At 70.2% G+C, this 24,667-nt stretch carries 22 protein-coding genes and 1 pseudogene; 10 read left to right on the top strand and 13 right to left on the bottom strand.

The genetic code is table 11. The features are described 5' to 3' along the window. Positions 1-53 precede the first annotated feature (53 nt). Positions 54-854 (top strand): IclR family transcriptional regulator, encoded by an 801-nt coding sequence (locus tag AB0N06_RS19005; protein WP_366135832.1) that lies wholly within the window; start codon positions 54-56, stop codon positions 852-854. Between the two features lie 67 nt (positions 855-921). Here AB0N06_RS19005 and AB0N06_RS19000 read toward each other — a convergent pair whose 3' ends face one another. Together AB0N06_RS19000 and AB0N06_RS18995 are read right to left on the bottom strand one after the other, a co-directional pair. Next, positions 922-1,602: an ABC transporter ATP-binding protein gene (locus AB0N06_RS19000; protein WP_366135831.1), complete on the bottom strand. Its 681-nt coding sequence runs from the start codon at positions 1,600-1,602 to the stop codon at positions 922-924. Beyond that, the gene (locus AB0N06_RS18995) at positions 1,599-2,696 is read right to left on the bottom strand and encodes an ABC transporter permease (protein ID WP_366135830.1); all 1,098 of its coding nucleotides are present in this window, start codon (positions 2,694-2,696) and stop codon (positions 1,599-1,601) included. Before AB0N06_RS18995 ends, AB0N06_RS19000 begins: the two co-directional genes overlap by 4 nt. A gap of 111 nt (positions 2,697-2,807) precedes the next feature. Here AB0N06_RS18995 and AB0N06_RS18990 point away from each other — a divergent pair, with 111 nt between their 5' ends. Both AB0N06_RS18990 and AB0N06_RS18985 read left to right on the top strand, forming a co-directional pair. After that, positions 2,808-4,016, top strand: coding sequence for a sensor histidine kinase (locus AB0N06_RS18990; protein ID WP_366135829.1), 1,209 nt, complete (start codon positions 2,808-2,810; stop codon positions 4,014-4,016). Beyond that, the gene (locus AB0N06_RS18985; protein ID WP_366135828.1) at positions 4,013-4,648 is read left to right on the top strand and encodes a response regulator transcription factor; all 636 of its coding nucleotides are present in this window, start codon (positions 4,013-4,015) and stop codon (positions 4,646-4,648) included. The genes AB0N06_RS18990 and AB0N06_RS18985 overlap by 4 nt, the downstream gene beginning before the upstream one ends. A 30-nt stretch (positions 4,649-4,678) precedes the next feature. Here the strand turns inward: AB0N06_RS18985 and AB0N06_RS18980 are convergent, their stop codons facing one another. Then, the gene (locus AB0N06_RS18980; protein ID WP_358857310.1) at positions 4,679-4,981 is read right to left on the bottom strand and encodes a DUF5955 family protein; all 303 of its coding nucleotides are present in this window, start codon (positions 4,979-4,981) and stop codon (positions 4,679-4,681) included. Between the two features lie 224 nt (positions 4,982-5,205). On the opposite strand from AB0N06_RS18980, the gene AB0N06_RS18975 reads away from it, so the two are divergent. Then, complete coding sequence (locus tag AB0N06_RS18975) at positions 5,206-5,808, top strand: nucleotidyltransferase family protein (protein WP_366135827.1); 603 nt, start codon at positions 5,206-5,208, stop codon at positions 5,806-5,808. Between the two features lie 172 nt (positions 5,809-5,980). Here the strand turns inward: AB0N06_RS18975 and AB0N06_RS18970 are convergent, their stop codons facing one another. Then, positions 5,981-7,315: a transposase gene (locus AB0N06_RS18970; protein WP_366135826.1), complete on the bottom strand. Its 1,335-nt coding sequence runs from the start codon at positions 7,313-7,315 to the stop codon at positions 5,981-5,983. A 393-nt stretch (positions 7,316-7,708) separates the two neighbouring features. Here AB0N06_RS18970 and aceB point away from each other — a divergent pair, with 393 nt between their 5' ends. Then, the gene (gene aceB / locus AB0N06_RS18965; RefSeq protein ID WP_366135825.1) at positions 7,709-9,328 is read left to right on the top strand and encodes a malate synthase A; all 1,620 of its coding nucleotides are present in this window, start codon (positions 7,709-7,711) and stop codon (positions 9,326-9,328) included. A gap of 74 nt (positions 9,329-9,402) precedes the next feature. Here the strand turns inward: aceB and AB0N06_RS18960 are convergent, their stop codons facing one another. Then, complete coding sequence (locus AB0N06_RS18960; protein ID WP_366135824.1) at positions 9,403-9,933, bottom strand: GNAT family protein; 531 nt, start codon at positions 9,931-9,933, stop codon at positions 9,403-9,405. Between the two features lie 358 nt (positions 9,934-10,291). On the opposite strand from AB0N06_RS18960, the gene AB0N06_RS18955 reads away from it, so the two are divergent. The 3 genes from AB0N06_RS18955 to AB0N06_RS18945 all read left to right on the top strand — a co-directional run bounded on the left by AB0N06_RS18955 (position 10,292) and on the right by AB0N06_RS18945 (position 13,393). Next, entirely contained in the window at positions 10,292-11,107 is an 816-nt protein-coding gene (locus AB0N06_RS18955) for an SAM-dependent methyltransferase (RefSeq protein WP_366135823.1), read from the top strand. A gap of 207 nt (positions 11,108-11,314) precedes the next feature. Further along, the gene (locus AB0N06_RS18950; RefSeq protein ID WP_366135822.1) at positions 11,315-12,553 is read left to right on the top strand and encodes an FAD-dependent monooxygenase; all 1,239 of its coding nucleotides are present in this window, start codon (positions 11,315-11,317) and stop codon (positions 12,551-12,553) included. A gap of 258 nt (positions 12,554-12,811) precedes the next feature. Next, positions 12,812-13,393: a TIGR03086 family metal-binding protein gene (locus AB0N06_RS18945; RefSeq protein ID WP_366135821.1), complete on the top strand. Its 582-nt coding sequence runs from the start codon at positions 12,812-12,814 to the stop codon at positions 13,391-13,393. Between the two features lie 180 nt (positions 13,394-13,573). On the opposite strand, the gene AB0N06_RS18940 is transcribed toward AB0N06_RS18945, so the two are convergent. Both AB0N06_RS18940 and AB0N06_RS18935 read right to left on the bottom strand, forming a co-directional pair. Beyond that, positions 13,574-15,709 carry a hypothetical protein gene (locus tag AB0N06_RS18940; RefSeq protein ID WP_366135820.1) on the bottom strand — a complete coding sequence of 712 codons (2,136 nt, stop codon included), beginning with the start codon at positions 15,707-15,709 and terminating at the stop codon, positions 13,574-13,576. Positions 15,710-15,832: 123 nt separating this feature from the next. Beyond that, positions 15,833-16,516, bottom strand: a complete 684-nt coding sequence (locus tag AB0N06_RS18935) for an alpha/beta hydrolase (protein WP_366135819.1) — start codon at positions 16,514-16,516, stop codon at positions 15,833-15,835. Positions 16,517-16,576: 60 nt separating this feature from the next. Between AB0N06_RS18935 and AB0N06_RS18930 the strand changes: the two genes are divergently transcribed. Then, positions 16,577-17,428 carry a chitosanase gene (locus AB0N06_RS18930; protein WP_366135818.1) on the top strand — a complete coding sequence of 284 codons (852 nt, stop codon included), beginning with the start codon at positions 16,577-16,579 and terminating at the stop codon, positions 17,426-17,428. A 365-nt stretch (positions 17,429-17,793) separates the two neighbouring features. After that, complete coding sequence (locus AB0N06_RS18925) at positions 17,794-18,672, top strand: chitosanase (protein ID WP_366135817.1); 879 nt, start codon at positions 17,794-17,796, stop codon at positions 18,670-18,672. Between the two features lie 81 nt (positions 18,673-18,753). On the opposite strand, the gene AB0N06_RS18920 is transcribed toward AB0N06_RS18925, so the two are convergent. From AB0N06_RS18920 to uraD, 6 genes and pseudogenes are all read right to left on the bottom strand, one after another. Continuing rightward, positions 18,754-20,196, bottom strand: a complete 1,443-nt coding sequence (locus tag AB0N06_RS18920) for a nucleobase:cation symporter-2 family protein (RefSeq protein WP_366135816.1) — start codon at positions 20,194-20,196, stop codon at positions 18,754-18,756. A gap of 238 nt (positions 20,197-20,434) precedes the next feature. Continuing rightward, complete coding sequence (locus tag AB0N06_RS18915; RefSeq protein WP_366135892.1) at positions 20,435-21,805, bottom strand: 8-oxoguanine deaminase; 1,371 nt, start codon at positions 21,803-21,805, stop codon at positions 20,435-20,437. Positions 21,806-21,867: 62 nt separating this feature from the next. Then, positions 21,868-22,344 (bottom strand): annotated as a pseudogene (locus AB0N06_RS18910) (solute carrier family 23 protein); the annotation flags it as partial. Positions 22,345-22,529: 185 nt separating this feature from the next. Then, entirely contained in the window at positions 22,530-23,462 is a 933-nt protein-coding gene (pucL, locus tag AB0N06_RS18905) for a factor-independent urate hydroxylase (protein ID WP_366135815.1), read from the bottom strand. Between the two features lie 5 nt (positions 23,463-23,467). Beyond that, the gene (gene uraH, locus AB0N06_RS18900) at positions 23,468-23,857 is read right to left on the bottom strand and encodes a hydroxyisourate hydrolase (RefSeq protein ID WP_366135814.1); all 390 of its coding nucleotides are present in this window, start codon (positions 23,855-23,857) and stop codon (positions 23,468-23,470) included. Between the two features lie 5 nt (positions 23,858-23,862). Then, positions 23,863-24,372: a 2-oxo-4-hydroxy-4-carboxy-5-ureidoimidazoline decarboxylase gene (gene uraD / locus AB0N06_RS18895; RefSeq protein WP_366135813.1), complete on the bottom strand. Its 510-nt coding sequence runs from the start codon at positions 24,370-24,372 to the stop codon at positions 23,863-23,865. Positions 24,373-24,667: the final 295 nt, after the last annotated feature.

Here is a 24,667-nt window from a genome sequence, read left to right as displayed (position 1 = left end):
GAACCTCCCGGTAGGCTGCTGCCTTGCCCTTACGCCTCGAAAGGACCGTTGACGTGCCGCCGTCCCACGCCAGCACATCCGACTCCAAACCCACCGGTTCGAGCGGCGGTGTGCAGTCACTTGAGCGCGCCTTCGATCTGCTGGAACGGATGGCCGACGCCGGGGGCGAGGTCGGGCTCAGCGAACTCTCCGCGAGCAGCGGACTCCCGTTGCCCACCATTCACCGGCTGATGCGCACCCTGGTCATCTGCGGCTACGTACGCCAGCAGTCCAACCGGCGCTATGCCCTCGGCCCGCGCCTGATCCGGCTCGGCGAGTCCGCGTCGCGGCTGCTCGGGACCTGGGCCCGCCCGTATCTCGCACGGCTCGTCGAGGAGACCGGCGAGACCGCGAACATGGCGCTGCTCGACGGCGACGAGATCGTCTACGTCGCCCAGGTGCCGTCGAAGCACTCGATGCGGATGTTCACCGAGGTCGGCCGCCGGGTGCTCCCCCATTCCACCGGGGTGGGCAAGGCGCTGCTCGCGCACACTCCGCCGGAGGAGGTCCGGGCGCTGCTGGCCCGCACCGGAATGCCGGCCGCCACCGAGAAGACGATCACCACCCCGGACGGTTTCCTGGACGCCCTCGACCAGGTCCGCCGGGCGGGCTATGCGGTCGATGACAACGAGCAGGAGGTAGGGGTCCGCTGCCTGGCGGTCTCCGTACCCGACTCCCCCACCTCGGCCGCGATCTCGATCTCGGGCCCGGCGGGACGGGTGACGGAGGCGGCGACGGAACGGATCGTGCCGATCCTCCAGCAGGTCGCGAAGGAGCTGTCCGACGCGTTGGCCAGCAGCGGTCCGACCGGCTGAGACCACACGGACGCAGCGGTGCCCGCCGGGCAGGGACCCGGCGGGCACCGACATGTTCGTTCGGGGATCAGCTGAGCACCGCTTCCGTCAGCCGCCCGTCCCGCATCACCACCGTCCGGTCCGTCCGGTCCAGATGCATCCGGTCGTGGGTGACCAGCACGGTCGCCGTCGACCGTTCCCGGGTCAGCGTGATCAGCAGGTCCAGTACCGCCGCGCCACGCTCGTGGTCGAGAGCGCTCGTCGGCTCGTCGACCAGGAGTACCGCCGGATCGTTCATCAGCGCCCGCGCGATATTGATCCGCTGGCGCTGGCCGCCCGACAGCTGGTGCGGCCTGCGGTCCGCCTTGTCGGCCAGACCGACCGCGTCGAGGAGCTCCAGCGCCCGCCCGCGGGCGCCGCGGGCGTTGCCGCCCGACAGATGCGTCATCACCTGAAGCTGTTCGGCGGCGGTCAGCGACGGCAGCAGGTTCGGCTGCTGGAAGACGATGCCGATGCGTTCGCGGCGCAGCGCCGCCTTCTCCGCGCGCCCGAGTCCCGCCGTCTCGCGACCTGCGATCACGACCCGCCCCTCGTCCGGCGTGACCAGCGTCGCCGCCACCGCGAGGAGGCTGGACTTGCCGGAGCCGGACGGTCCGACGACCGCGGTGAGCGAGCCCGCGGGAACGTCGAGCGAGACGTGGTCGAGTGCGGTGAGCCGGCCGTCACCGTCGGGGTAGGTGAGGGTGACATCGGCGAGGGTGAGGGTCATCGGGCACTCCCGAGTGCGGTGAGCGGGTCGACGGCGGTGATCCGCCGGATGGACAGCGCCGCCCCGAGGGCACCGAGGGCGATCATGACGGCGGACGGAACGAGGACGGTCGCCGCGTCGAGGACGAAGGGCACGGCCCCGCCGCTGACCACCGCGCCGATGCCCGAGGCGAGCGCGGTCCCCAGCCCCGTGCCGATCGCGAGCATCACGACGGCCTGCCCGAGCGCGTCGCGCAGCAGGTACGGGGTGGAGGCGCCGAGCGCCTTGAGGACGGCGACGTCACCGCTGCGCTGGATCGTCCAGACGGTGAAGAAGGCGCCGATCACCAGGGCCGAGATGGCGAAGAGGAAGCCGCGCATCAGCTGAAGCGAGCCGTTCTCGGCCTCGTAGGAGCCGATGGCGGTGAGTGAATCGCCGAGGGAGAGCGTGCTGGTGCCGGCGGCCTTGTCACCGGCGGCGAGGTCGGCGCCGCCGGTGGTGGTCAGGGCGATCACCGTGGCGTGCGGCGCGCCGCCCGTCCCGCTGTCCGCGAAGCGCTGCCAGTCGTCGAGCGAGGTCCACACGACCGGTGTATGGCTGTACGAGGCATCTCCTGCGACCGCCGCCACACGCACCTCGACGCGGCCGAGTCGCACCCGGTCACCGGCGGCCGCGCCGAGCTCGTCGGCGGCCTGCTCAGAAAGCACGACGCTCCCCGGGCCGACGTGTGCTCCGCCGGCTGTCGGGGCAAGGCCCGAGTCCTGCTCAACACCGAACGCCGACACGGCGGCCGTCCGCTTCCCCGCAACGGTGGCGGCGTTGAGCGTACGGATGCCGAGGGGCTGCGCGGAACCGACGCCGGGCTGCTTCGCCCAGCTCCGCCACGCGCTCTCCTCGACGGTCGAGTTGGTGAAGGACACCGACTGGCCGTCGGGCGGGGCGGCGAACGCGAGGTGATCGGCGTTCAGCCCCGTGACGGCCGAGGTGTTCTCCCTGGCCAGGCCGGCCGTAAGACCGGACAACAAGCCCACGAGCAGCGTGATCAGCACCACGACCGTGCCCATGAGTGCGAACCGGCCCCTGGCGAACCGGAGATCTCTCCATGCGACGAACATGACTCCAGCCTCGGTCGGCCGGCCCGCGAAAACATCGCACGCCGGACGGGTCTGACATCAACCTTTCGATTGACCGGTCGCGGACTCCGCACGTCTACGCTGGAACACATCATGAATTCGCGTTCGCACACTCCGGTCGCCGCCGCGCTGCGGTTCTGTCTGCACGCACTGCTGCTGGGACTGCTGGCGCTCTGCGCGGTGCCGGCCGTGACCCACGGCACATCGAGCGCGCCCGCCGTCGTCGCGCTCGTCTGCGTCATGGCCGCTGTCTACGCGGCGGGCGCGCTCGCCCCCGCAGTGCAGCCGCAGAACCGGGCGGCCGCCCTGTGGCTGTCGCTCCTCGGGGCGATCTGGCTCGCTCTTCTCGTCCTCTCGCCGGACGCCCTGTGGCTGGCCTTCCCGCTGTACTTCCTGCAACTGCATCTGCTGCCGATGCGCTGGGGTCTGCCCGCCGTCGTCGTCACCGCGGCAGCTTCCATCGCCGGCTTCGTGATGCACGGCGGGCCGGTCACGCCCGGCGCTTTCATCGGGCCGCTGCTCGGTGCGGCGGTCGCGATCGCCACGGTCCTCGGGTACGACGCGTTGTTCCGGGAGAGCGAGCGGCGCCGCGAGCTGATCGAGGAGCTGGTCTCGACCCGGGCGGAGCTGGCCGTCGCCGAGCGCACGGCGGGAACGCTCGCCGAACGCGAGCGGCTGGCCCGCGAGATCCACGACACACTCGCGCAGGGCCTGTCCAGCATTCAGCTGCTGCTACGCGCCGCCGAACGCACCCTTCCGCCGGACGCCCCCGCCACCGCGCATGTGCGCCGGGCCCGCGAAGCCGCGCAGGACAATCTCGCCGAGGCCCGCCGCTTCGTACGCGCCCTCTCCCCGCCCGATCTGGAGAACGGTTCGCTCGTGGGCGCCCTCGAACGCCTCTGTGCGCGCACCACCGGACCGGATCTGTCGGTGCAGTTCGCGGTCAGCGGGACGCCGGTGGAGCTGCCGACGCCGTACGAAGTGGCGCTGCTCCGTACCGCCCAGTCGGCGCTGGCCAACACGGTGCAGCATGCCGGCGCCCGGCGTGCGGAGATCACGCTGAGCTTCATGGACACCTCGGTGTCGCTGGACGTCGTGGACGACGGCCGGGGCTTCTCGCCGGGTGCACCGCCGCTCACGGGGGCCACGGCGACCGGCGGTTTCGGTCTCCCGGCCATGCGGTCCCGGGCCCGTTCGCTCGGCGGCGCACTGAGTGTGGAATCGGCCCCCGGCCAGGGCACCGCCCTGGCGCTCACCCTCCCCCTCCCACTGTCGGGGCATGAAGAGAGGTCCGCCGCATGACCGCCACCCCTATCCGGCTGCTGCTCGCCGACGACCACCCGGTGGTGCGTGCGGGGCTGCGGGCCGTCCTCGACACCGAACCGGACTTCCGCGTGGTCGCCGAGGCCGACACCGCCGAGCGGGCCGTGGCGCTCGCGGCGACCGGCGAGTTCGACGTCGTGCTGATGGATCTCCAGTTCGGGGCGGGCCTGCACGGCTCGGAGGCCACCGCGGCGATCACCGCGGTGCCCGACGCGCCCCGGGTCCTGATCCTCACCACCTACGACACGGACGCCGACATCCTGGCGGCCGTGGAGGCAGGCGCGAGCGGCTACCTCCTCAAGGACGCCCCGCCCGAGGAACTGGCGGCAGCGGTACGCACGGCGGCGGCCGGCCGCTCGGCGCTCGCCCCGGCCGTCGCGCACCGGCTGATGGACCGCATGCGGACGCCCGCGGAGGCACTGACCAAGCGCGAGCTGGAGGTGCTGCAACTGGTCGGTGAGGGACTGTCGAACCTGCAGATCAGCAAGGCGCTGTTCCTCAGTCAGGCGACAGTTAAGTCCCATCTGGTACACATCTATGCCAAATTGGGCGTCGACTCCCGCACGTCGGCGGTCGCTGCGGCAACGGCGCGCCGCCTCATCCGCCGCTGACCCCCGGCCCGCGCCCTCCCCTCCCGTACGTCAGCGGCGCGGCGGCTCGCCGAAGAGATCCACGGCGACCCGCACGTCCCTGAGCGCGGATGCCAGTGCGCTGACCGAGCCGACCGCCCCCGCGATCAGCAGCAGTGAGCGGCGCAGCCGCGGAATCTCGGGCACACCGGTGACCGCCATCGCATCCAGGGCCGCCAGTTCGTCCTCGGCGATCCCGCGGTCGGGGAACTCCGCGGGATGCCCCGCCAGCTCACGGCGGAGCCGGGAGACCGCCGTACGCAACTCCGTCACCCTCGGGTCCTCGCCACTGCCGGTCGCCCGCGTCTGCCCCATGCTTCGCAACAAAGCACTCCCCCTCGCACATCTTCATGCCAGTGTTTCGATCATGTCCCGGACCGTGGTCAAGTGTCCGGGGGTGGGCAAGTTAACGCCATGAAAGGTGCCGTGCGCCACTCCGGGGACAGAATTCAGGGTGACCATGATGGAGCCCCTAGGGGATGCGGGCCACGGCCGGGTCGAGTGGGAATTCATGGGCGTCGTGGGGTATTCAGGGCCTCATGGCTCATTCATCTCCCCCGGTCATCGCAGGTCTGCTGCTCGCCGCAGGCGGTGGCCGACGGCTCGGCGGCCGGCCGAAGGCATTGCTGGAACACCGCGGGCGGCCGCTCGTCGAGCACGCCATACGCATGCTGCGGGAGGGCGGCTGCGACCCCGTCCATGTGGTGCTCGGCGCCGCTGCGGACGAGGTGCGGGCGCGGGCGGACCTCTCGGGATGCGCGGTGACCGTCAACCCGCAATGGCAGGAAGGCATGGGTTCCTCACTGCGGGCGGGGCTCGGCACGCTCTCCGGTACGGAGGCGGACGCGGCGCTCGTCCTCCTGGTCGACCAGCCGGGCATCGGTGCGCAGGCGGTGGCCCGGGTCCGGTCGGCGTACCGCTCCCGGGTGACGCTGGCGGCAGCCTCGTACGACGGGGAGCGCGGCCATCCGGTGCTGTTCGGTGCCGACCGGTGGGCGGACATCGCGGCGGGCGCCGTGGGTGACCAGGGGGCGCGTGCGTACCTGCGGGCGCACCGCGATGCGATCACCCTCGTCGAGTGTTCCGATGTGGCGGAGGCGTACGACATCGACACCGCGGAGGACCTGAGGCACCTCGGCTGAACGGGCTGTGGGCGCGCCGGCACGCTGCGCCGACCCCACGCCACTTGTGTCGACCCGGAGAATCTCGACATCAACAAACCAGTCAACTACCCGGGAATGAATTCCCGGGCTTGCTGCTCGGGTCGTCGATGGCTTCGGCGAGGCCCGGCTGCGTCCAGCCACCTTGGATGTCTTACGCGAGGAGCGTGAGTTCCGGGGTGGCAGGGGCCGTTGACGGGGCCCCGCAGACCCACGTCCACCAGCCGCGGGCGGCGATGTTGTGGGACGAGTTCAGGTCCGCGTGCTCAACGAAGCCACAGACCCGGCACGCGAACACGGCCTGAGCAGGCCGGTTACGCTTATCGATGTGGTGACACTGGGAACATTCCTGGCTGGTGTACGCCGGATCGACATACACCACCGGGACCCCGGCCCGACGCGCCTTGTAGGCCACGAACGTGCCGAACTGGTGGAAGGACCAGGAGTGCAGGGTGACGCGTTGGGGCTTCCTGAGCCGTGCCCGCTCGCGGATCCCGGAAAGGTCCTCCAGGGCGATGCCGCGTCCGGTGCGTTCAGCCTCCGCCACAATGCACTTCGAGATCTTGTGGTTGATGTCGCGGGCCCGGCGTGCTTCGCGGCCCGCGTACTTTTTCGCCCGCCGCTTGGCGGACTTGGTGCCCTTCCCCTGAAGCGTGGAGCGCACCCGCCGGGCGTTCTCCCGGGCCCGGTTCAGCTTGCGTCCGCTGTACCGAGTGCCGGTGGAGGTGGTGGCGATGTTGACGATCCCCAGGTCCACCCCGTCGAACCCGTCCGGCATCGCGTTGAGGACCGTCTCGGGGATCTCACAGGTGGCCAACAGGTACCACTGCCCGTCGGTGTGGACGAGATCGCTCTCGCCCTGCCGGTGCACGTCAAGGACTCGGAGTTGTTCGGCCTGTCCGGTGTAGGCGAGGGATTTCAGCCGTCCCGTGGTGCTCCAGATCGAGACGGTACGGGCCTCGGTCTGCCAGGACAGACAGCGATCGTCGAAGGCCTGAGCAGCACCGGGCCGAAAGGCGACCGGCTTGCCCATCGCCTTCTCGTACCGTTTCGATCCGGGCTTGCCCAGGTTCCCGGCCTGCGCGTTCGCGGCGAGAGTGGTGTAGGCGTCGGCGACCTTGCGCAGCACGTGCAGGGCGGGCTGCGCGGACAGGCCGTGCTCCTTCACCTCCCCGTACGCCAGCACCTGCAGGGCGGCCCGGGAGGACCGCACCGGCCGTGGCTTGCGCGGCCTGTCGCCCGTCGGCCGGGAGCCTTGGCGTTTCGTCTTGACTGCGGACATCTCGCCCGACCGAGGCCGGGGTGCCGGATCCACCCTGCCCGACGACGCCTCCCGCTCCTTCGACCAGGCATCCAGGGCCTTCCGGTCATGGGCGAAGGCACGAGCGGACAGCCAGGTCGCCGCCTCGTTGCAGGTACGCAAGGTCGCCTCAAGTGCCGCCGCCTGCACGGGCGTTGGCAGCAGCTTCACCCGCACCACCAGCTTCATAAGAGCCGACCATAAGTCGGATACCCGCACACCTGCACCCCACCAGCGCCCCGACCGCCCCATCCAGCGATCAACCGGACACGCGTTCGCATTCCCCGGCTCCGCCGGGCAGAACAGCACTGCGAGCGCTCCGCGCCCGAGACGATCCGATACCGCGACGCTCCGCGTCGCCGCCAGGGGATGCAATTCCTCCCGATGGCTGAAGCCACGGGTTTCCTTGCAAGGATCAGTTGAACTTCCACCATGAGGAAACTACTATCCACTGGTCAGAAGCGCCCTGTACCCCAGACGGCGCCCAGGCCGTATCCCGGAGCCCTGGCACGCCGTGCCATTGAGGCGACCCGACGGCCGCGAAGGCGCCCCCCGCACCGCCCGCTGAAGGAGTGACAGCTCATGTCCGCACCAGCGCCGTCCCCGCTGGCCATCGTCGATGCCGAGCCCCTGCCCCGGCAGGATGAGGTCCTGACCGACGCGGCCCTCGCGTTCGTGGCCGAGTTGCACCGGCAGTTCACGCCCCGCCGTGACGAGCTGCTCGCCCGCCGCGCCGAGCGCCGCGCCGAGATCGCCCGCACTTCCACGCTGGACTTCCTGCCCGACACGGCAGCGATCCGCGCGGACGACTCCTGGAAGGTCGCCCCGGCCCCGGCCCCGCTGAACGACCGCCGGGTGGAGATCACCGGTCCGACCGACCGCAAGATGACCATCAACGCCCTGAACTCGGGCGCCAAGGTCTGGCTCGCCGACTTCGAGGACGCGTCCGCCCCCACGTGGGAGAACGTCATCCTCGGCCAGCTCAATCTGATCGACGCCTACGAGCGCCGCATCGACTTCACGGACCCCAAGTCCGGCAAGTCGTACGCCCTGGGGCCCGCCGACGAGCTCGCCACCGTCGTCACCCGCCCCCGCGGCTGGCACCTGAACGAGCGTCACCTCCAGCTCGACGGCGCCCCGGTGCCGGGCGCGCTGGTCGACTTCGGCCTCTACTTCTTCCACAACGCCCAGCGCCTCATCGACCTCGGCAAGGGCCCCTACTTCTACCTCCCGAAGACGGAGTCGCACCTGGAGGCCCGCCTCTGGAACGACATCTTCGTCTTCGCCCAGGACTACGTCGGCATCCCGCAGGGCACGGTCCGCGCGACCGTCCTGATCGAGACGATCACCGCCGCGTACGAGATGGAGGAGATCCTCTACGAACTCCGCGACCACGCCTCCGGGCTGAACGCGGGCCGCTGGGACTACCTCTTCTCCATCGTCAAGAACTTCCGTGACGGCGGCTCGAAGTTCGTCCTGCCGGACCGCAACGCGGTGACGATGACCGCCCCGTTCATGCGCGCGTACACGGAACTCCTCGTCCACACCTGTCACAAGCGCGGTGCGCACGCGATCGGCGGCATGGCGGCATTCATCCCGTCCCGCCGTGACGCCGAGGTCAACAAGGTCGCCTTCGAGAAGGTCAAGGCCGACAAGGACCGCGAGGCGAACGACGGCTTCGACGGCTCCTGGGTCGCCCACCCGGACCTCGTCCCGATCGCCATGGCCTCCTTCGATGCGGTCCTCGGCGAGAAGCCGAACCAGAAGGACCGCCTGCGCGAGGACGTCTCCGTGGCGCCGGGCGACCTGATCGCCATCGACACCCTGGACGCCAAGCCCACGTACGACGGCCTGCTGGGCGCCGTCGCCGTCGGCATCCGCTACATCGAGGCGTGGCTGCGCGGCATGGGCGCCGTCGCCATCTTCAACCTGATGGAGGACGCCGCCACCGCGGAGATCTCCCGCTCGCAGATCTGGCAGTGGATCAACGCGGACGTGGTCTTCGAGAACGGCGAGCACGCCACGGCGGACCTGGCCCGCAAGGTCGCCGCCGAGGAACTCGCCGCGATCCGCGAGGAGATCGGCGAGGAGGCATTCACCTCCGGCAAGTGGCAGCAGGCCCACGACCTGCTCCTCCAGGTGTCGCTGGACCAGGACTACGCGGACTTCCTCACGCTGCCGGCGTACGAGCAGCTGGTCTGAGCCGCTCCGACTCCGTAGAGCTTTCCGCCCCCGGTACCGCACAGCACCGGGGGCGGAGGGACTCAGCTTGTCTTTTAACCTCGGCCGGCAGTCAGGCGATGTTCCCAGGTGAGTAGTTCGTAGGTCCGGCCCTTGTCGGTAACGGTCTCGGGTGCCGAGTCGGAGGGGTGGAAGCCGGCGGATCGCGCGACTGCGATGCTGGGGTGGTTGTCGGGTTCGATCTCCAGGATCACCCGTGGCAGGGCGGCGTTGGTGTGCGCGTACTCGGTCATTGTTCGAAGAGCGCGCGCTGCCAACTTCTGTCCCCGGTGGGCGGCGCCCACGATGTAGCCGATGCTGCCGGTGGTCCGGTTGAGCAGGACTTCTCCCAGTGCCTGATGCCCATCGGTGGTGATGGCCAGGTGGATCCGGCCGTTCCCCTGCCGGGCTCGTTGGGCGCTGTGCAGGTAACTCAGTGCGGCGGCCTGGCCAAACGGCGATTCCAAAGGGGTCCGATATGCGACATCGCGGTCGTCGAACAGCTCTTGCATGACGGCGAGGTCATCGCTCGTCCATTCACGAAGCACCAGGCCGTGAGCGGTGAGGCGGAGGGGATGTGTGTCCATGACGACCTCATTCTGCCCTGAGATTGTTCCTCACGGTCCGACCTCGAACAATGCACCGAACATGATCGCCCGAACGGGGATTCCCCGGACGTGAACGGCATGCACGGGTCGTGACGAAGGCCGAGGCGACCGCCTGCAGCTGAGGCGGCGCCGGACGATGCGGTGGAGGGCGCGAGGCGCGTGCCCTCCTGGGCCGGCCTCACCGTGAGGCTGGCTGGAATAGGAAGAGCTGCACAGTTCAAGGGGGTTGACACCGATCGAACCCGCCGGAGACGTGAACTGATGTACGCATCCAGATTGTTGGGGCGTAGGTTGTGCGTTGACAGTTCACTCCTCGGTTGAAAGACGGACGGTACCCATGACCGACCACGCGACGTCGCCCGGACCGGCGGTGCATCAGATGATCGATATGTCGGTGCCGCACTCGGCCCGGATCTGGAACTACTGGCTGGGTGGGAAAGACAACTACCCCGTTGACGAGGAAGCCGGCAACGCGTACAGCGCCGTCTTCCCCGGCATCGTCACCATCGCTCGCAGCAGCCGTGCTTTCCTGCGCCGCACCCTCACGCACCTGGTCACCGAGGAGGGCATCCGGCAGCTCCTGGACGTCGGGACCGGCCTGCCGACCGTGGACAACACCCATGAGGTCGCCCAGCGGCTCGCCCCCGAGACCAGGATCGTCTACGTCGACCACGACCCGATGGTCCTCGCGCACGCCCGTGCCCTGCTCACCTCCACCCCCGAGGGGGCGACCGCCTACGTCGACGCCAACCTGGCCGACCCTGATCGCATCCTGGCGGCCGCCGCCGAGACGCTGGACCTCACCCGCCCCACCGCCCTGATTCTCAGCAACATCCTGGGCCACGTCGCCGACTACGAACAGGCACGCGCCATCGTCACCCGCCTGATGGACGCACTGCCGTCCGGCAGCTTCCTCTCCATCAACGACGGTTCACGGGGCACCGACGCCGACTACGAACAAGCCCAGGACGCGTACAACGAAACCGGCGCCGTACCGTACTTCCTGCGCCCCGTCGACGAAATCGCGGCGTTCTTCGACGGCCTGGAACTTTTGGACCCCGGGGTCGTCTCGGTCCCCTTCTGGCGCCCTGACCCCACTTCCCCCACCCCGGAACCCATCGGCGAGCACGGCGGCCTCGCCCGCAAGCTGTGACACCCTGACGAACCAGGGCCCGCTCCAGTTCCAGGCTCACTTCTTCGGGCTCTTCGCCAACTTCAGGGTCGGTGACGTATCCGATGGGAGGCCGCCCGTGACGGCCCGGCTCTTCCAGGCCGGGCAGCGCGACGTCGGGGCGCGGCGCCGGCACCAGGGTTGTGGTCCGTGGGACATTCTTCCACCGTGCAGCCGAGGAGACATCAGATGCGTCGAGGCCGGGTCGTCGTCGTGGGCGGCAGCGTCGCCGGATGCGCCGCCGCACTGGCCGCGCATCGGGGCGGTGCCGACGAGATCGTGGTCCTGGAGCGTGCGCCGGGGCAGTTGGCGGAGCGGGGTGTCGGGCTGGCCGTGCACGACGACCGTTACGAGGAGCTTCGGTCGGCCGGGTATCTGGACGCGGGGATGCCCTGGATCCAGCTGAACCGTCGACGCTGGTACCTACGCGGCGAGGGCGGCGAGCCGCTCGGGAAGCTGATCGGCGAGATGCCCTTCCCGTTCCGTACGTACAACTGGGGTCCGCTCTGGCGGGAACTGCGGACCCGGGTTCCGGGCGAGGTCGAGTACCGCACCGGCACCACCGTCGGCGCGGTGCGGCACACCCCGGACGGGGTTGCGTTACGCATCACGGGCGTCGACGGCAGCGACCGTACCGAGGTGTTCGACTTCGCCATCGGTGCGGACGGCTACCGCTCCCTCGTCCGCACCGAGGTCTGCGCCGGGCTCGCCACCGCGGCGCGCCCCGAGTACGCCGGCTATCTCGCCTGGCGCGGCGCCTTCCCCGTCTCCAGGATGACCGCTTCCGATCAGCGCCTGTGGGACGTCGAGGAGTGTGCGTACGTCGTCTTCCCCGGCGGTCACGTGATCATCTACCGCATCCCGGACGCCACCGGCGGCCACCGGGTGAACTGGGTGCTCTACACCGCTCCTCCCCCGGATCTCGAACTGTCGCTGGAGACTCCGACGAGTCTGCCGCCCGGCACACTCACGGACGCTCTGCACACTCATCTCGCCCGTATCGCCGCCGAGTCGCTGCCACCGTACTGGGGCGACCTGATCGGCCTGACCGCGCCGGACGAGCTGTTCATCCAGCCGTTGTACGACTTCACGGCGCCGCACTACGCCACCGGCCGGCTTCTGCTGACCGGCGACGCGGCGACCGTGGCCCGCCCGCACACCGGTGCGGGTGCGGTCAAGGCGCTCCAGGACGCGACGGCACTGGAGTCGGCGCTCAGATCCACGCCCCACTGGGCCGAGGCACTCCGTACGTACGACTCCGAGCGCACCCCGGCCGGCCGGGCCATGGTGGATCTGGGGCGGCGACTGGGGCAGGCCCTGGTGGAGGCCACACCGGAGTGGGGCTCCATGGATCCGTCGGCGCTGGATGTCTGGTGGCAGCGGGCCGCTGTGGGCGGCGGGTTCGGTGGCCATGCCCTGAAGGCGTGACCCGCGGCCCGATCGGCTCCCGACCGTCCCCACGGTCACGTACCCGCTGAACGGTACGGACAGGGGTTCCGGGACCCATGGACGATACGGTGCGACATCCCGCACGCCATGTCTGCCCGGGTGATCCCCTGTCAGCCGCCGAGGACGACGGTGCGGGGGAATCTCGCCGCCGGTGTCCGGCGCGGACGCCCCGCGCGAGGACCGATGAGTTCCGGGTGCCGGAGCGGTCTGAAGAGTATGGATACCGAGAACCAAACGATGCCCACGGCCGATCTGGGACCTGCCGCACGTCAGGTCGCCGCACTGCTCGACGGCATCGAGGAGAAACAGCTGACCGACCCCACCCCCTGCCCCGACTATGCGGTACGGGAGCTGCTCGCCCATCTGGTCGGGCTGAGCAGGGCCTTCCGTGACGCGGCGCGGAAGGATCTCGGGCCGACGACCGACAGCTCACCGGCCGCCGCACTGCCGGTCCTCGGCGACGACTGGCGCGAGGCACTGCCGCCCCTGCTGGACGAGCTGGTGACAGCTTGGCGCGACCCTTCCGCCCGGCAGGGGATGACCAGGGCGGGCGGTGTGGATCTGCCGGGCGAGGTGGCCGCGATGGTCGCACTGAACGAGCTGGTCGTCCACGGCTGGGACCTGGCCCGGTCCACCGGGCAGGCATACGAGGCGGACGAGGCGAGCCTGCGGGTGTCGCTGGCCATGCTGACGCCCCGCGACGACACCCCGCGGCCCGACGTCTTCGGGCCGCCGGTCCCGGTACCGGCCGACGCGCCCCTCGTCGACCGGGCGATCGCCATGAGCGGTCGGCGCCCGGACTGGCAGCCCGGGCGCTGACGGCTGCGCGGAACGGCCGCTTCCGCCTGAGAGGGGCGTGGACGCGCCCGCCCCACGACCGGCCGATCCGGCGGGCCGCGCCGGAGAGTTCCGGCACGGCCCGCCGGCCCCGCGGTCGCGGACGGCGGGGCTGCGCCGTCATGCCCTCCCGGCGGCGCGCAGGCGATCCCGCACGCGCCGTCAGTGCGGTCGCAGTGTGCGCACCGCCTCGCGCACCCGGTCGCGCAGTCGTTCGTCGGCCGGGGCGATTCCGGACTCCAGTCCTGATGCCGTCACCCGCAGGTCTCTTTCAGCGAGGGCGGTCAGCCGGTTCAGGTGGTCGTCGGTGAGGGCGGTCGGGCCGAGGGCAACCAGGGCTTCGACGGCGGTGACGGGTTCGGCGTCCGCCTCCGCTGCGTCCAGGAGCAGGCCGGCCAGCCGAGGGGCGTCGAGGGACTCGGGTGCGATCGCGTGCAGGGCGAGTACCGCGGCCGGGGTCTGTTGCCGGTCCGTCAGCAGGCCCTCCAGCGCGGGGACCAGCGGGCGGGCCGCCTCTGCGATGAGGGCCGCCGCTCGCGCGGCGCGGATGAACGTCCAGCGCATCCAGGCCGGTCCGACCTCCGCGAACACCCCGGCGAGCACCGGCACCGCCTCCTGCGCGTCGCCCGTGATCCGCCACAGGGCGGTGGCGATCTCGACATCGCCGTCCAGCTGCGGGATGGTGCGGTTCGGCTCGGGGACGGTGAGCGCGGACCGCAGGGCGGGCACCAGATCGGCTGCCTCCGGGCCCAGTTCGCCGGCGGTGCTCGCAGCCTCCCGCACGTCGTAGCCACCCTCGGCGAGCCGGGCGGCCGTCGCTGCCAGCAGGGGGCCGGTGTCGCCGGTCAGTTCGTGCACCGCCCCGGCCGCCGCGAGCCTGCCCACCTTCGGTCCGGAGTGAGCCGCGGTGGTCAGGAGTTCCGCCGTATCCGCGCTGTGTGCCGGCGGGCAGACGGCCACCAGCGCCTTGGGCACGACCTTCGGGAACCGCGCCAGCGCGGACCGCAGTTCGGGCAGGGCCGAGGATGCCCGGCTCCCCCAGGCGGTGAGCAGGGCCGTGAGCCATGACGGCTCATTGCCTTCGAGATCGTCCGCGACGAGGCGGACACGGATCGCGTCCAGCAGGTCGGGATCGTACGGGAAGGAAAGGGCGGCCGCCCCTCGGATCGGGAAGCCGCATGCGGCACCGAGCGCGCGCGGGCGCTGCCCCAGGTCGCGTGCGAGGAGCGGCGCGGCCTGCGCGGGGGCCACGAGGACAAGCGCTTCGAGGGCCCGGTCCGCCGGATCACCCTGCCCTGCGGCGAGTTCGGCCAGGACCGGGGCGGCCACCGCTCCATGGGTGCCCAGCTTCTTGAGGAGCGAGTACGCCGCGGGCACGGCGGCCGGGTCGGCCGTCAGGGCCCGCAGGGACGCGGCCAGCCGTTCGGGCGCACTGCGCGAGAGCTGACAGGCGGTTTCGGCCGCCCACAGCGCCTCGGCGCGGGCGTCGGGGTCGGGGCTGCGCAGTGCCGCGTCGAGCAGGGCGTACGCCGCTTCGCGGTCCTCGAGGGTGTCACGGAGCAGCAGGGATTCGACGACATACTGCAGCGGTTCGTTGCGCTCCTGGTCGAGGCGGCTCCGGACCAGCTCGTCGGCCGGGAGGAGCGCCAGCATCGCCTCGTGCTGGGCGGGGCCCCAGGGCCGGCCGGCGTCGACGCCGGTCAGCAGGGCCGCGATCCTCACCTCGCCCGGCTCGCCCGCACGCATGGCTTCGCTCGCCTCGGCGGCGCTCCCAGCCGGGTCCAGATGGGCGATGGCACCGAGGAGTTCGGCCCGGACAAGGGAATCCGTCTCTTCCGCCCAGCGCCTCCGGAGCACCGGCAGCACCTGGCGGGATGCCCCTGTCATGGCCGCGGTCCACGCGGCGGCCTGCCGCAACCCGGGATTCTCGTCGGCGATCCAGCCCAGGATCAACGGCAGTTGGGCGACGACGGCTGCCCGGCAGGCGGCTTCATCCGTCTCCCCCTGGTCCTCGCCGCCCTCCGCGATCCCGCCGAGCAGCACCAGCAGGTCCTCCGTGCGGTGCCCGGCCTCCGCGAGCCGCGCCAGATACGGCACCGCGTGGGCCGTCGCCTCGTACACCGAACCCTGGTGCAGGATGCTGCCGTACAGCTCAGAGAGTGCTTCGGATGCCGCGTCCTCCTCGTCCCCGGCGAGCATCCGCAGGCAGTCGGGCACATCGGCGGCGCTTCCGTACGCATGCTGCAGCTCGGCCCACGGCTGGGCGTCGACCTCGGCGAAGAACAGTGCAAGCTCCATGCGGACGATCTTGGCACCCGGCACCGACAATGCCCCCGGCCGGGCCCGGCGACGATGCCGACCGGCGCGGTTCGCCGGCTCCCGGGGGCACCCCGCTCCGGGGTTCAGCCGACTGCCGGTGTCTCAGCTGGTGAAGAACTCGGTGATCTGCTGGGCGACCTGGTCTGCGTGGGTCTCATGGACCCGGTGGCCGCCGCCGAGCGTGATCACCCGGCAGTCCGGGATCAGGGCGGCCATGTCGGCCAGCCGGCCCTGCGGCATGGTGCTCTCCGGGCCGCCGGAGATCACCAGCGTCGGCGCGACGATCTCGCCGAGACCGTCCGCCCACTGCGGGTCGGGGTCGGCGACCTGGGCCCGGATGGGCGCGACGACATTCCAGTCGTAGTCGACCGGCTCTTCGGGCTGCGCGGCGGGCCTCGGCTCACTGGGGAACGGCGGCGGGGTCTCCACCAGCACCAGGCGCTCCACCCGGTCCGCGTGCTCCTGGGCGAGCAGATGGGCGACGACGCCGCCCATGGAGTGGCCGACCAGGCCGACGCGGTCGAGCTCGCACTCGTCGAGGAAGCCGAGGACGTCGTCCCTCATCAGCTCGAAGGAGTACTCGTCGGGCCAGTCGCTCTCCCCGTGCCCGCGCAGGTCGAGGGCGTACACCCGCCATTCCTCGCCGAGGAGGCTCCCCACCGCTTCCCAGCTCGCGGCGGAACCGCCGAGGCCGTGCAGCAGGACGACGGGCGAGCCGAACGGGTCGCCCCAGGTCCGGTACGCCAGCCGGACGTCGCCGACATCCACAACAGATTGATCATCCATACCCCTGACGCTACAGGCGAGTGGACCAAGATCCTTCCCCGCACCTGGCAGGCTGGAGAAGTGAAGGTCATTCCGCGTTCCCGGCTCGCCCCCACCACGGCTCTGGTCACCGCTCTGGCCACGGCGGCCGCCCTGCTGGCGGGGTGCTCAGGGCGCTTGCCCAGGCCCGTTTTCGGCAACGGCGCCCCGGCGGCCGGGCTGGACGATCCGGCGAAGAAGGAGATCGCCATGCAGCTGGTCTCCAGCGCGGAGAACTCCACGCTCGACTGGAAGGCGCAGTACAAATACATCGAGGACATCGGCGACGGCCGCGGCTACACCGCGGGCATCATCGGCTTCTGCTCCGGCACCGGCGACATGCTGAGGGTCGTCGAGCGGTACGCATCAGCGCGCCCCGGCAATCCGCTGGAACGGTTCCTGCCCGCTCTGCGCGCGGTGCAGGGAAGCGATGCGCACGACGGCCTCGGTCGCCCGTTCACCGACGCATGGGTGGAGGCGGCCGCCGACCCCGCGTTCCGGTCGGCGCAGGATGCCGAGCGGGACACCTCATACTTCGATCCGGCGGTCGAACAGGGAAAGGAGGACGGTCTCGGCGCCCTGGGCCAGTTCATCTACTACGACGCCTATGTGATGCACGGGTCCGCCGACGAGGACGGCACGGTCGGCTTCCGTACCATCCGCCGCGAGGCTCTCGACGCCGCCGAACCGCCGTCCCGGGGCGGCGACGAGGTGACGTATCTGAACGCCTTCCTCGATGCCCGGGTCGCCGCGATCCGCAAGGAATCCTCGCACTCCGACACCAGTCGCGTCGACACGGAGCAGCGGGTCTTCGTACGCGAGGGCAGACTTCAGCTGGAAACGCCGCTCGACTGGAAGGTGTACGGCGACAGCTACCGTATCGACGGAGTCTGAACCCGCGATCGGCGGTCTGCACGGTCGACGAAGACGGGGATCAAAATCTCAACTGCCGTGTCCAGTAGCGGCATTGGGCCTGGGCGACCTGCAGGGTGGCCCCAGGGGCGTAGGGATCCACGCGGCCTGCCCCGACTGCTGACAGCCATCGGCCAGAGGGTGTCCGCCCCTGATCCGCAGGCCGCCCCGTACGGCCCCGCGTCGCGCGTCCGGCGCGTGGTGCGGGGCCTTTCCGTAGCCGGAGCCGGACTCGACTCGCTTGCGCCGAAGGAGTGCATGACTCTCACTCCAGCACGACTCTCGCTCCGCTCTGGTAGGAAAGCTTCCTAGCGGATCCGGAACGACGAACTCCCTTTGGAGGAATGGTGCCCGCTCGCCATAAGCACGCCGCACGTCGCAACACTCGCCCCGGACGGCTCGCGCTGGTCGCATTCGGGGTGACCCTCACGACGGCACCCGCCACCGCCTCCGCCGGTGCCCCGACACATCGGGCCGTGCACCGGGAAGTCTCCGCCACCCGGCAGGCGGCTGCCGCCACCGGGCTGGGCAATCCAGCGAAGAAGGAGATCGCCATGGAGCTGGTCTCCAGCGCGGAGAACTCCACGCTCGACTGGAAGGCGCAGTTCAAGTACATCGAGGACATCGGCGACGGCCGCGGCTACACCGCGGGCATCATCGGCTTCTGCTCCGGCACCGGCGACATGCTCGACCTCGTCGAGCTGTACACCCGGCGCAAGCCGGGCAATGTCCTCGCGAAATATCTGCCCGCTCTGCGGGAGGTGAACGGCACCGACTCGCACGACGGCCTCGACCCGGACTTCGCCGAGGACTGGGCGACCGCCGCGTCGGACCCGGCCTTCAAGCAGGCGCAGAACGACGAACGGGACCGGGCGTACTTCGACCCGGCCGTCGATCGGGCGAAGGCCGACGGCCTCGGCGCGCTCGGCCAGTTCGCGTACTACGACGCCATGGTCACGCACGGCGACGGCAGCGACAGCACCAGCTTCAGCTCCATCCGCAGGCGCGCGCTCGCCAGGGCGAAGCCGCCGTCGCAGGGCGGCGACGAGGTGACCTACCTCAACGCCTTCCTGGACGCGCGGGTCTGGGCGCTGCGGCAGGAGGGGGCCCACTCGGACACCAGCCGGGTGGACACCGCCCAGCGGGTCTTCCTGAAGGAGGGCAATCTGAACCTGGATCCGCCGCCGGAGTGGAAGGTGTACGGCGACAGCTACCACATCGGCTGAGTCCCGCCCGGACCTGCCCGGAGTACGCCGGTGGCGCGTACGGCTCCCGCCGTGCGCGCCACCGCGCCGTACCGGACGCGCTCAGTGCGCGCCCACCGGCGCCGTCGCCGGGACGGAGGGCTCCCCCTCGTCCCCCGCCTCCGGCTTCCCGCCCAGGTGGTTGAAGGCCAGGTTGAGGACGATCGCCACGACGCACCCGGTGGATATCCCCGAGTCCAGCACGACGAGGAGGTCCTTCGGGAACGCGTGATAGAACTCCGGCGCGGCGATCGGGATCAGTCCGATGCCGACGGCGGCCGCGACGATCAGCGCGTTCTCACCCTTCTCCAGGGCGGCGGTGGCCAGCGTCTGGACGCCGCTCGCGGCGACCGAGCCGAAGAGCACGATGCCCGCACCGCCGAGCACCGGCAGCGGGACGAGCGCGATGACGGACGCGGCCACGGGGACCAGACCGAGCACGATCAGGATGACGCCACCCGCGGCGACGACGAACCGGCTGCGCACCTTGGTCATCGCGACCAGGCCGATGTTCTGCGCGAAGGCGCTGCACATGAAGCCGTTGAAGAGCGGGCTGACGGCGCTGCCGAGGGTGTCGGCGCGCAGACCGCCCTCGATGGTCCGTTCGTCCGCCGGTCGGCCGACGATCTTGCCGAGGGCCAGCATGTCGGCGGTGGACTCGGTCATGCAGACGAGCATCACGATGCACATCGAGACGATGGCGGCTATCTCGAACTGCGGTGCCCCGAAGTGGAACGGGGTCGGGAAGCCGACCAGGTCGGCGTCCTTGATCGCGCCGAAGTCGGTGATGCCGACCGGGATCGCGATCAGGGTGCCGGCGACCAGACCGAGCAGGATCGCGATCTGCTGCAGGAAACCGCGCAGCAGTTTACGCAGGGCAAGGACGATGACCAGGGTGACGGCGGCCATGGAGATGTTGGTCGCCGACCCGTATCCGTCGGCCGTCGCGTTGCCGCCCTGGGACCAGTTGAAGGCGACCGGCAGCAGCGAGACGCCGATCAGGGTGATGACGGTCCCGGTGACGACGGGCGGGAAGAAGCGGACCAGCTTGCAGAAGTAGGGGGCGAGGACGAAGCCGAGGAGGCTGGCCACGAGGATCGCGCCGAAGATGACGGCGATGCCGTCGTGTCCGCGGTCCTTGCCGATCGCGATCATCGGCGTCACCCCGGCGAACGAGACGCCGTTGACGAACGGCAGCCGGGCGCCGATGCGCCAGAAGCCGAGGGTCTGGAGCAGGGTGGCGATGCCCGCGGTGAAGAGGCTCGCCCCCATCAGGAAGGTGGTCTCCTTGGCGGTGAGTCCGACGGCGGGTCCCACGATCATGGGCGGGGCCACCACGCCCGCGTACATCGCGGCCACATGCTGCAGTCCGCTGGTGAACATCTTCAGTGGGGGGAGAGTCTCGTCGACCGGATGCTTGCCGCCGGCGACCTGCGGGTCGTCCGGTACCGGCTGCTGGTCGGGAACTGCGACTTCGTCGTTGCGAAACCTGGGCTGTGCTGCCACGGCGGTTCCTCCGGTCGGGTACACGTCAAGGCGACGCGGGTGTCAGGGAGGTGGTGCGTTGGTGCAGGTGGGGCAGGTTGTGCAGCTGGTGCGGCAGCTTGGGTCACCGGTCCGGCGAACGCACACTTCTGAGCGCGTTCGCCGGACCGGCTGCCGTGGACCCCGCTCGGGTCCACGGCGGCCGGCCGAGGGCCGTCCCCCTCCGGCCGGCCGTTCTGGGGGAGGTGCCCCGGGGCCGTCAGGCCCCGGCGGCGATCTGCGCGAGGCGGCGCGCCTCGTCGCGGGTGGCGCGGGCGATGGCGTCCTCGTCCACCGTGGTCAGGTGGTTGTCCTCGACGACCGTCTTCCCGTTGACGAGGGAGAGGGTGACGGGGGCGGCGGCGCCGAAGACGAGCGCGGTGACCGGGTCGGCGATGGAGGAGTGGGCGAGGGTGTCCAGTTTCCAGAGCACCAGGTCGGCGAGCTTGCCGACCTCCAGGGAGCCGATCTGGTCCGCGCGGCCGAGGACCTGGGCTCCGCCGTACGTTCCCAGGCGCAGGGCCTGACGGGCGTTCAGCGCCTTTTCGCGGTGGGTGCCGAGGCGGTTGATGAGGAGGGCGTTGCGCAGTTCGGTGTGGAGTTCACCGGACTCGTTGGAGGCGGTGCCGTCGACACCGAGGCCGACGGGGACACCCGCGGCCAGCATGTCGGGGACCCGGGCGATGCCTGCCGCGAGGCGGGCGTTGGAGGACGGGCAGTGCGCGACGCCGGTGCCGGTGCGGGCGAACGCGGCGATGTCGGAGTCCTTCATATGGACGCAGTGAGCCATCCATACGTCGTCGCCGAGCCAGCCCGTCGACTCGAAGTAGTCGGTCGGACCCATGCCGAACAGCTCGTGGCAGAACTTCTCCTCCTCCACGGTCTCCGAGCCGTGGGTGTGCATCCGGACCCCGCGGTGGCGGGCCAGCTCGGCTCCCTGGCGGAGGAGTTCGGTGGAGATGGAGAAGGGCGAGCAGGGTGCGACGGCGATCTGCGTCATGGCGTCGAAGGAGCCGTCATGGTGCGCGTCGATGGCCGCCTCGGTGCCGGCGAGCGCACCGTCGAGCGTCTCGACGGCGAAGTCCGGCGGCAGTCCGCCGTCCTTCTGGCTGCGGTCCATGGAGCCGCGGGCGAGGGTGAAACGTACGCCCATGTCGCGGGCGACTCCGATGATGGCGCCGGACAGGTCGCCGGAGCCCCGCGGGTAGACGTAGTGGTGGTCCATGGCGGTGGTGACACCGCCGCGGGCCATCATCGCGAGCGAGCCCTGCGCCGCGGCGCGGACCATCGGCTCGTCGATACGCGCCCAGGTCGGGTAGAGGGCGACCAGCCAGTCGAAGAGGTTGTGGTCGGTGGCCAGGCCCCGGGTGATCCACTGGTAGAAGTGGTGGTGGGTGTTGATCAGGCCGGGGGTGACGAGGTGTCCGGCGCCGTCGATGCGTCGTACGACGTTCTCCAGCCCCTCGGGGGCCCGGCCGGCGCCTACGTGCTCGATGCGGTTGCCCGCGACGACGACATGGCCCGAGGCGTACTCGGTGTCGTCGGCGTCGACGGTCGCGATCGAACAGTTCTCGATGACGATGCGGTCCATACGGTCAGGGGCTGCCATGGCGCTTCCTTCTTCTCTCTCCGGTGAGGTGGGCACGGCAGACCCTAGGAGGATTTGAGTGCCACAGCCGTGCGGCTGTGGGTGCCGAGATGATGGAAGAACAGGTTGAGCAGGACCGCTGCCAGCACTCCCGCACTGATCCCGGAACCCGGCACGGTCTGCGCCCAGGACGGAAATCCGGCGTAGAAGGCGGGCGCGGCGAGCGGGATGATGCCCGCGCCGAGCGTCACGGCGACCAGGATGATGTTGGAGCTGTCGTCGAGTCCGGCCTCGGAGAGCGTACGGATGCCACTGACGGCGATCGAGCCGAACAGGACGATTCCGGCGCCGCCGAGCACGGGCATCGGGACCAGGGAGACGACCGCGCCGAGGACGGGGAAGGCGCCCAGGACGACCAGCGCTCCGCCCGCCGCGGCGACGACATAGCGGCTGCGTACCTTCGTCAGCGACACCACGCCGACGTTCTGGGCGAATGCGCTCGTCGGGAAGCCGCCGAAGACCGGACCGAGCAGGGTGGCGATGTGCTGGAGCGCGGCGGGGACGAGCCGCGAGGGGGAAAGCTTTTCGTCCACCGGATGTACGGAGTTCTCCGGTGGTGCGGTGCAAGGGCCTTCTGCTGCCGGGCCCGTTGCAGGCTGTGCCATGGGGTTTCCCTCCGGGTCGGCCGGCCCCGCCCGTCGGCGGGCGGGGCCGGCTCAGGGCCGCGTCAGAGGTTGGTCATGTCGACCGGGATCTGCGGCTCGATGCCGTCCCGCAGCACGGTGGCCTCGATGAGTCCGTACGGGCGGTCCGCCGCAAAGTAGACAGCACCGTCGGCGGTTTCGTTCTTGAGGCCGAAGGGCTCCAGATCCACCAGGAAGTGGTGGTTGTTCGGCAGGGAGAAGCGGATCTCGTCGATCTCGCTGCGGCTGTTGATCACCCTCGACCCCATCTGGTAAAGGGTCTGCTGCAGCGAGAGGGAGTACGTCTCGGCGAAGGCCTGCAGGATGTGCTTCCTGGCCTGCTCGTACGACTTCTCCCAGTTGGGCATCCGGTCGTCGTCGCTGGTCCAGTTGTAGCGCCAGGCGGCAGCGACGTCGGTGCACAGGATGCGGTCGTACGCCTCCTTGAGCGTCGTGTACTTGTCCTTGACATAACCCCAGAACTCCGAGTGGGTGGTGTTCATGACCGTGAGGTCCTTGAGTCCTGAGACGACCTGCCAGTTCTCACCGTCGTAGGTGATCTGGGCGGTGCGCAGCTCCTGGCCCTTGCGGACGAAGGAGTGGTTGACCTCGTCCGAGCCTATGAACTTGGAGTTGTTGTCCGAGGTGGCGATGCGCTCCCAGGAGTACTCCTGGATACGGATGCGCGCCCGGTGGATCGGCTCCTGCGACGTCACGAAGTGGCGGGCGAGGTGGATGCCGAACTGCTCGGCGGACTTGATGCCGTGCTCCTTGGCGAACGCGTACACCGTGTTCTTGGTGGTGTCGGTCGGCAGGACGTTGGCATTGGAGCCGGAGTAGTGGACGTCGCTCATGTCGCCGGAGAGGGCGACCGAGACGTTCAGGTCCTTGATGTGGTGGGTGTCGCCGTCCCGCGTGATCTTGACGACGCGGTTCTCTGCTTTGCCGTACTGGTTCTGGCCGAGAATCGTGGGCATGTCTGCTAGCTCCCTCGGTATACGGAGTAGCCGAACGGGTTGAGCAGCAGCGGTACGTGATAGTGCTCGCCCGGTACGACGGCGAAGGTGACCGCCACTTCCGGGAAGAACGCACCGCTGTCCCTTACGCGGGGGGCGTCCTGCTGCGCCTCGGCTTGCTGGTTGAAGAAGTACGCCTCGGTCTCGAAGTCGAGACGTACATGGGTGGTGCCCTCCGGCAGCGCCGGCAGGTCCTTGCATCGCCCGTCCATGTCGGTCGCGGAGCCGCCGAGCGTCACCCACGGCGCGTCGCTGCCACTGCGGGCGGCGAGCGTGACCGCGACGGCTGCGGCGGGGCGGCCGATGCTGGTGTCCAGGATGTGCGTGGACACCGATGCGGTGGTGTCGGTGCTCAAGACCGTCACTCTCCTTCGGTTACGAGACGGGTCAGCCGGATGCGATTGATCTTGCCCAGCTCGGTGCGCACGATCTCGCACTCCTGCTCGGGCGAGTTCCCGATCCGGGACTTCACCGCGTCGCGCATCTGCTCGCCGGTGGCACCGGTGGCGCAGATCAGGAAGACATGTCCGAACCGCTCCTGGTAGGCCAGGTTCAGCTCGAGCATCTCGGCCTTGAGCTCCTCGGTGGCGTCGGCCATCCCCCGCTGTTCGCGGGAGGAGGTCGGGTCCCCGGGGGCCGGGCGGCCGATCGGGGGGTGGCCGGCCATCGCGTCGGCCAGATCTTCGCGGGTCAGCTCGGCCATGGCGGCATCGCTGCCGGCGAGAAGGGCTTCTGCGGTGGTGTAGGGGCGCCGGGAGAGGATCGCTCTTCCCCATGCCGCGCTGGCACACACCTCGTGCAACGCGGCGGTGGCCTCGTCGTCTGACAGGGCATTGAACCGGGCGAGGCCCGGTGTGGAGCTCAGAGTCACGGGAGCCTCCGTGGCCTTTTTCGCTGTGCGTTGGTCGGGCTGCGGATAGCTAACGCCCTCCGCAACACCACGTCAACACTTTGTTGAAATTCCGCGAACGCCAAAGGCCGTCGCCCGGCGAACCGGGTGACGGCCTTCCGCAGACTTCCGTGGTCTTCGCTCAACTAGAGCGTGTTTCGAAAGTAGCGTTGTCCACCCGCAGGGCGGGCCGGGCGGTGTCTGGTGCGTGCGATCGCAAGGCGGAGGGTCGCCCCGATACTGGGTGTATCGGGGCGAGCCCGACAACGCAGCGAGC

This window comes from Streptomyces sp. NPDC051020 (assembly GCF_040683105.1).
Classification (GTDB): domain Bacteria; phylum Actinomycetota; class Actinomycetes; order Streptomycetales; family Streptomycetaceae; genus Streptomyces.
The sequence above is the reverse complement of the archived record's forward strand: the minus strand, read 5'-3'. Positions and strand labels throughout refer to the sequence as shown.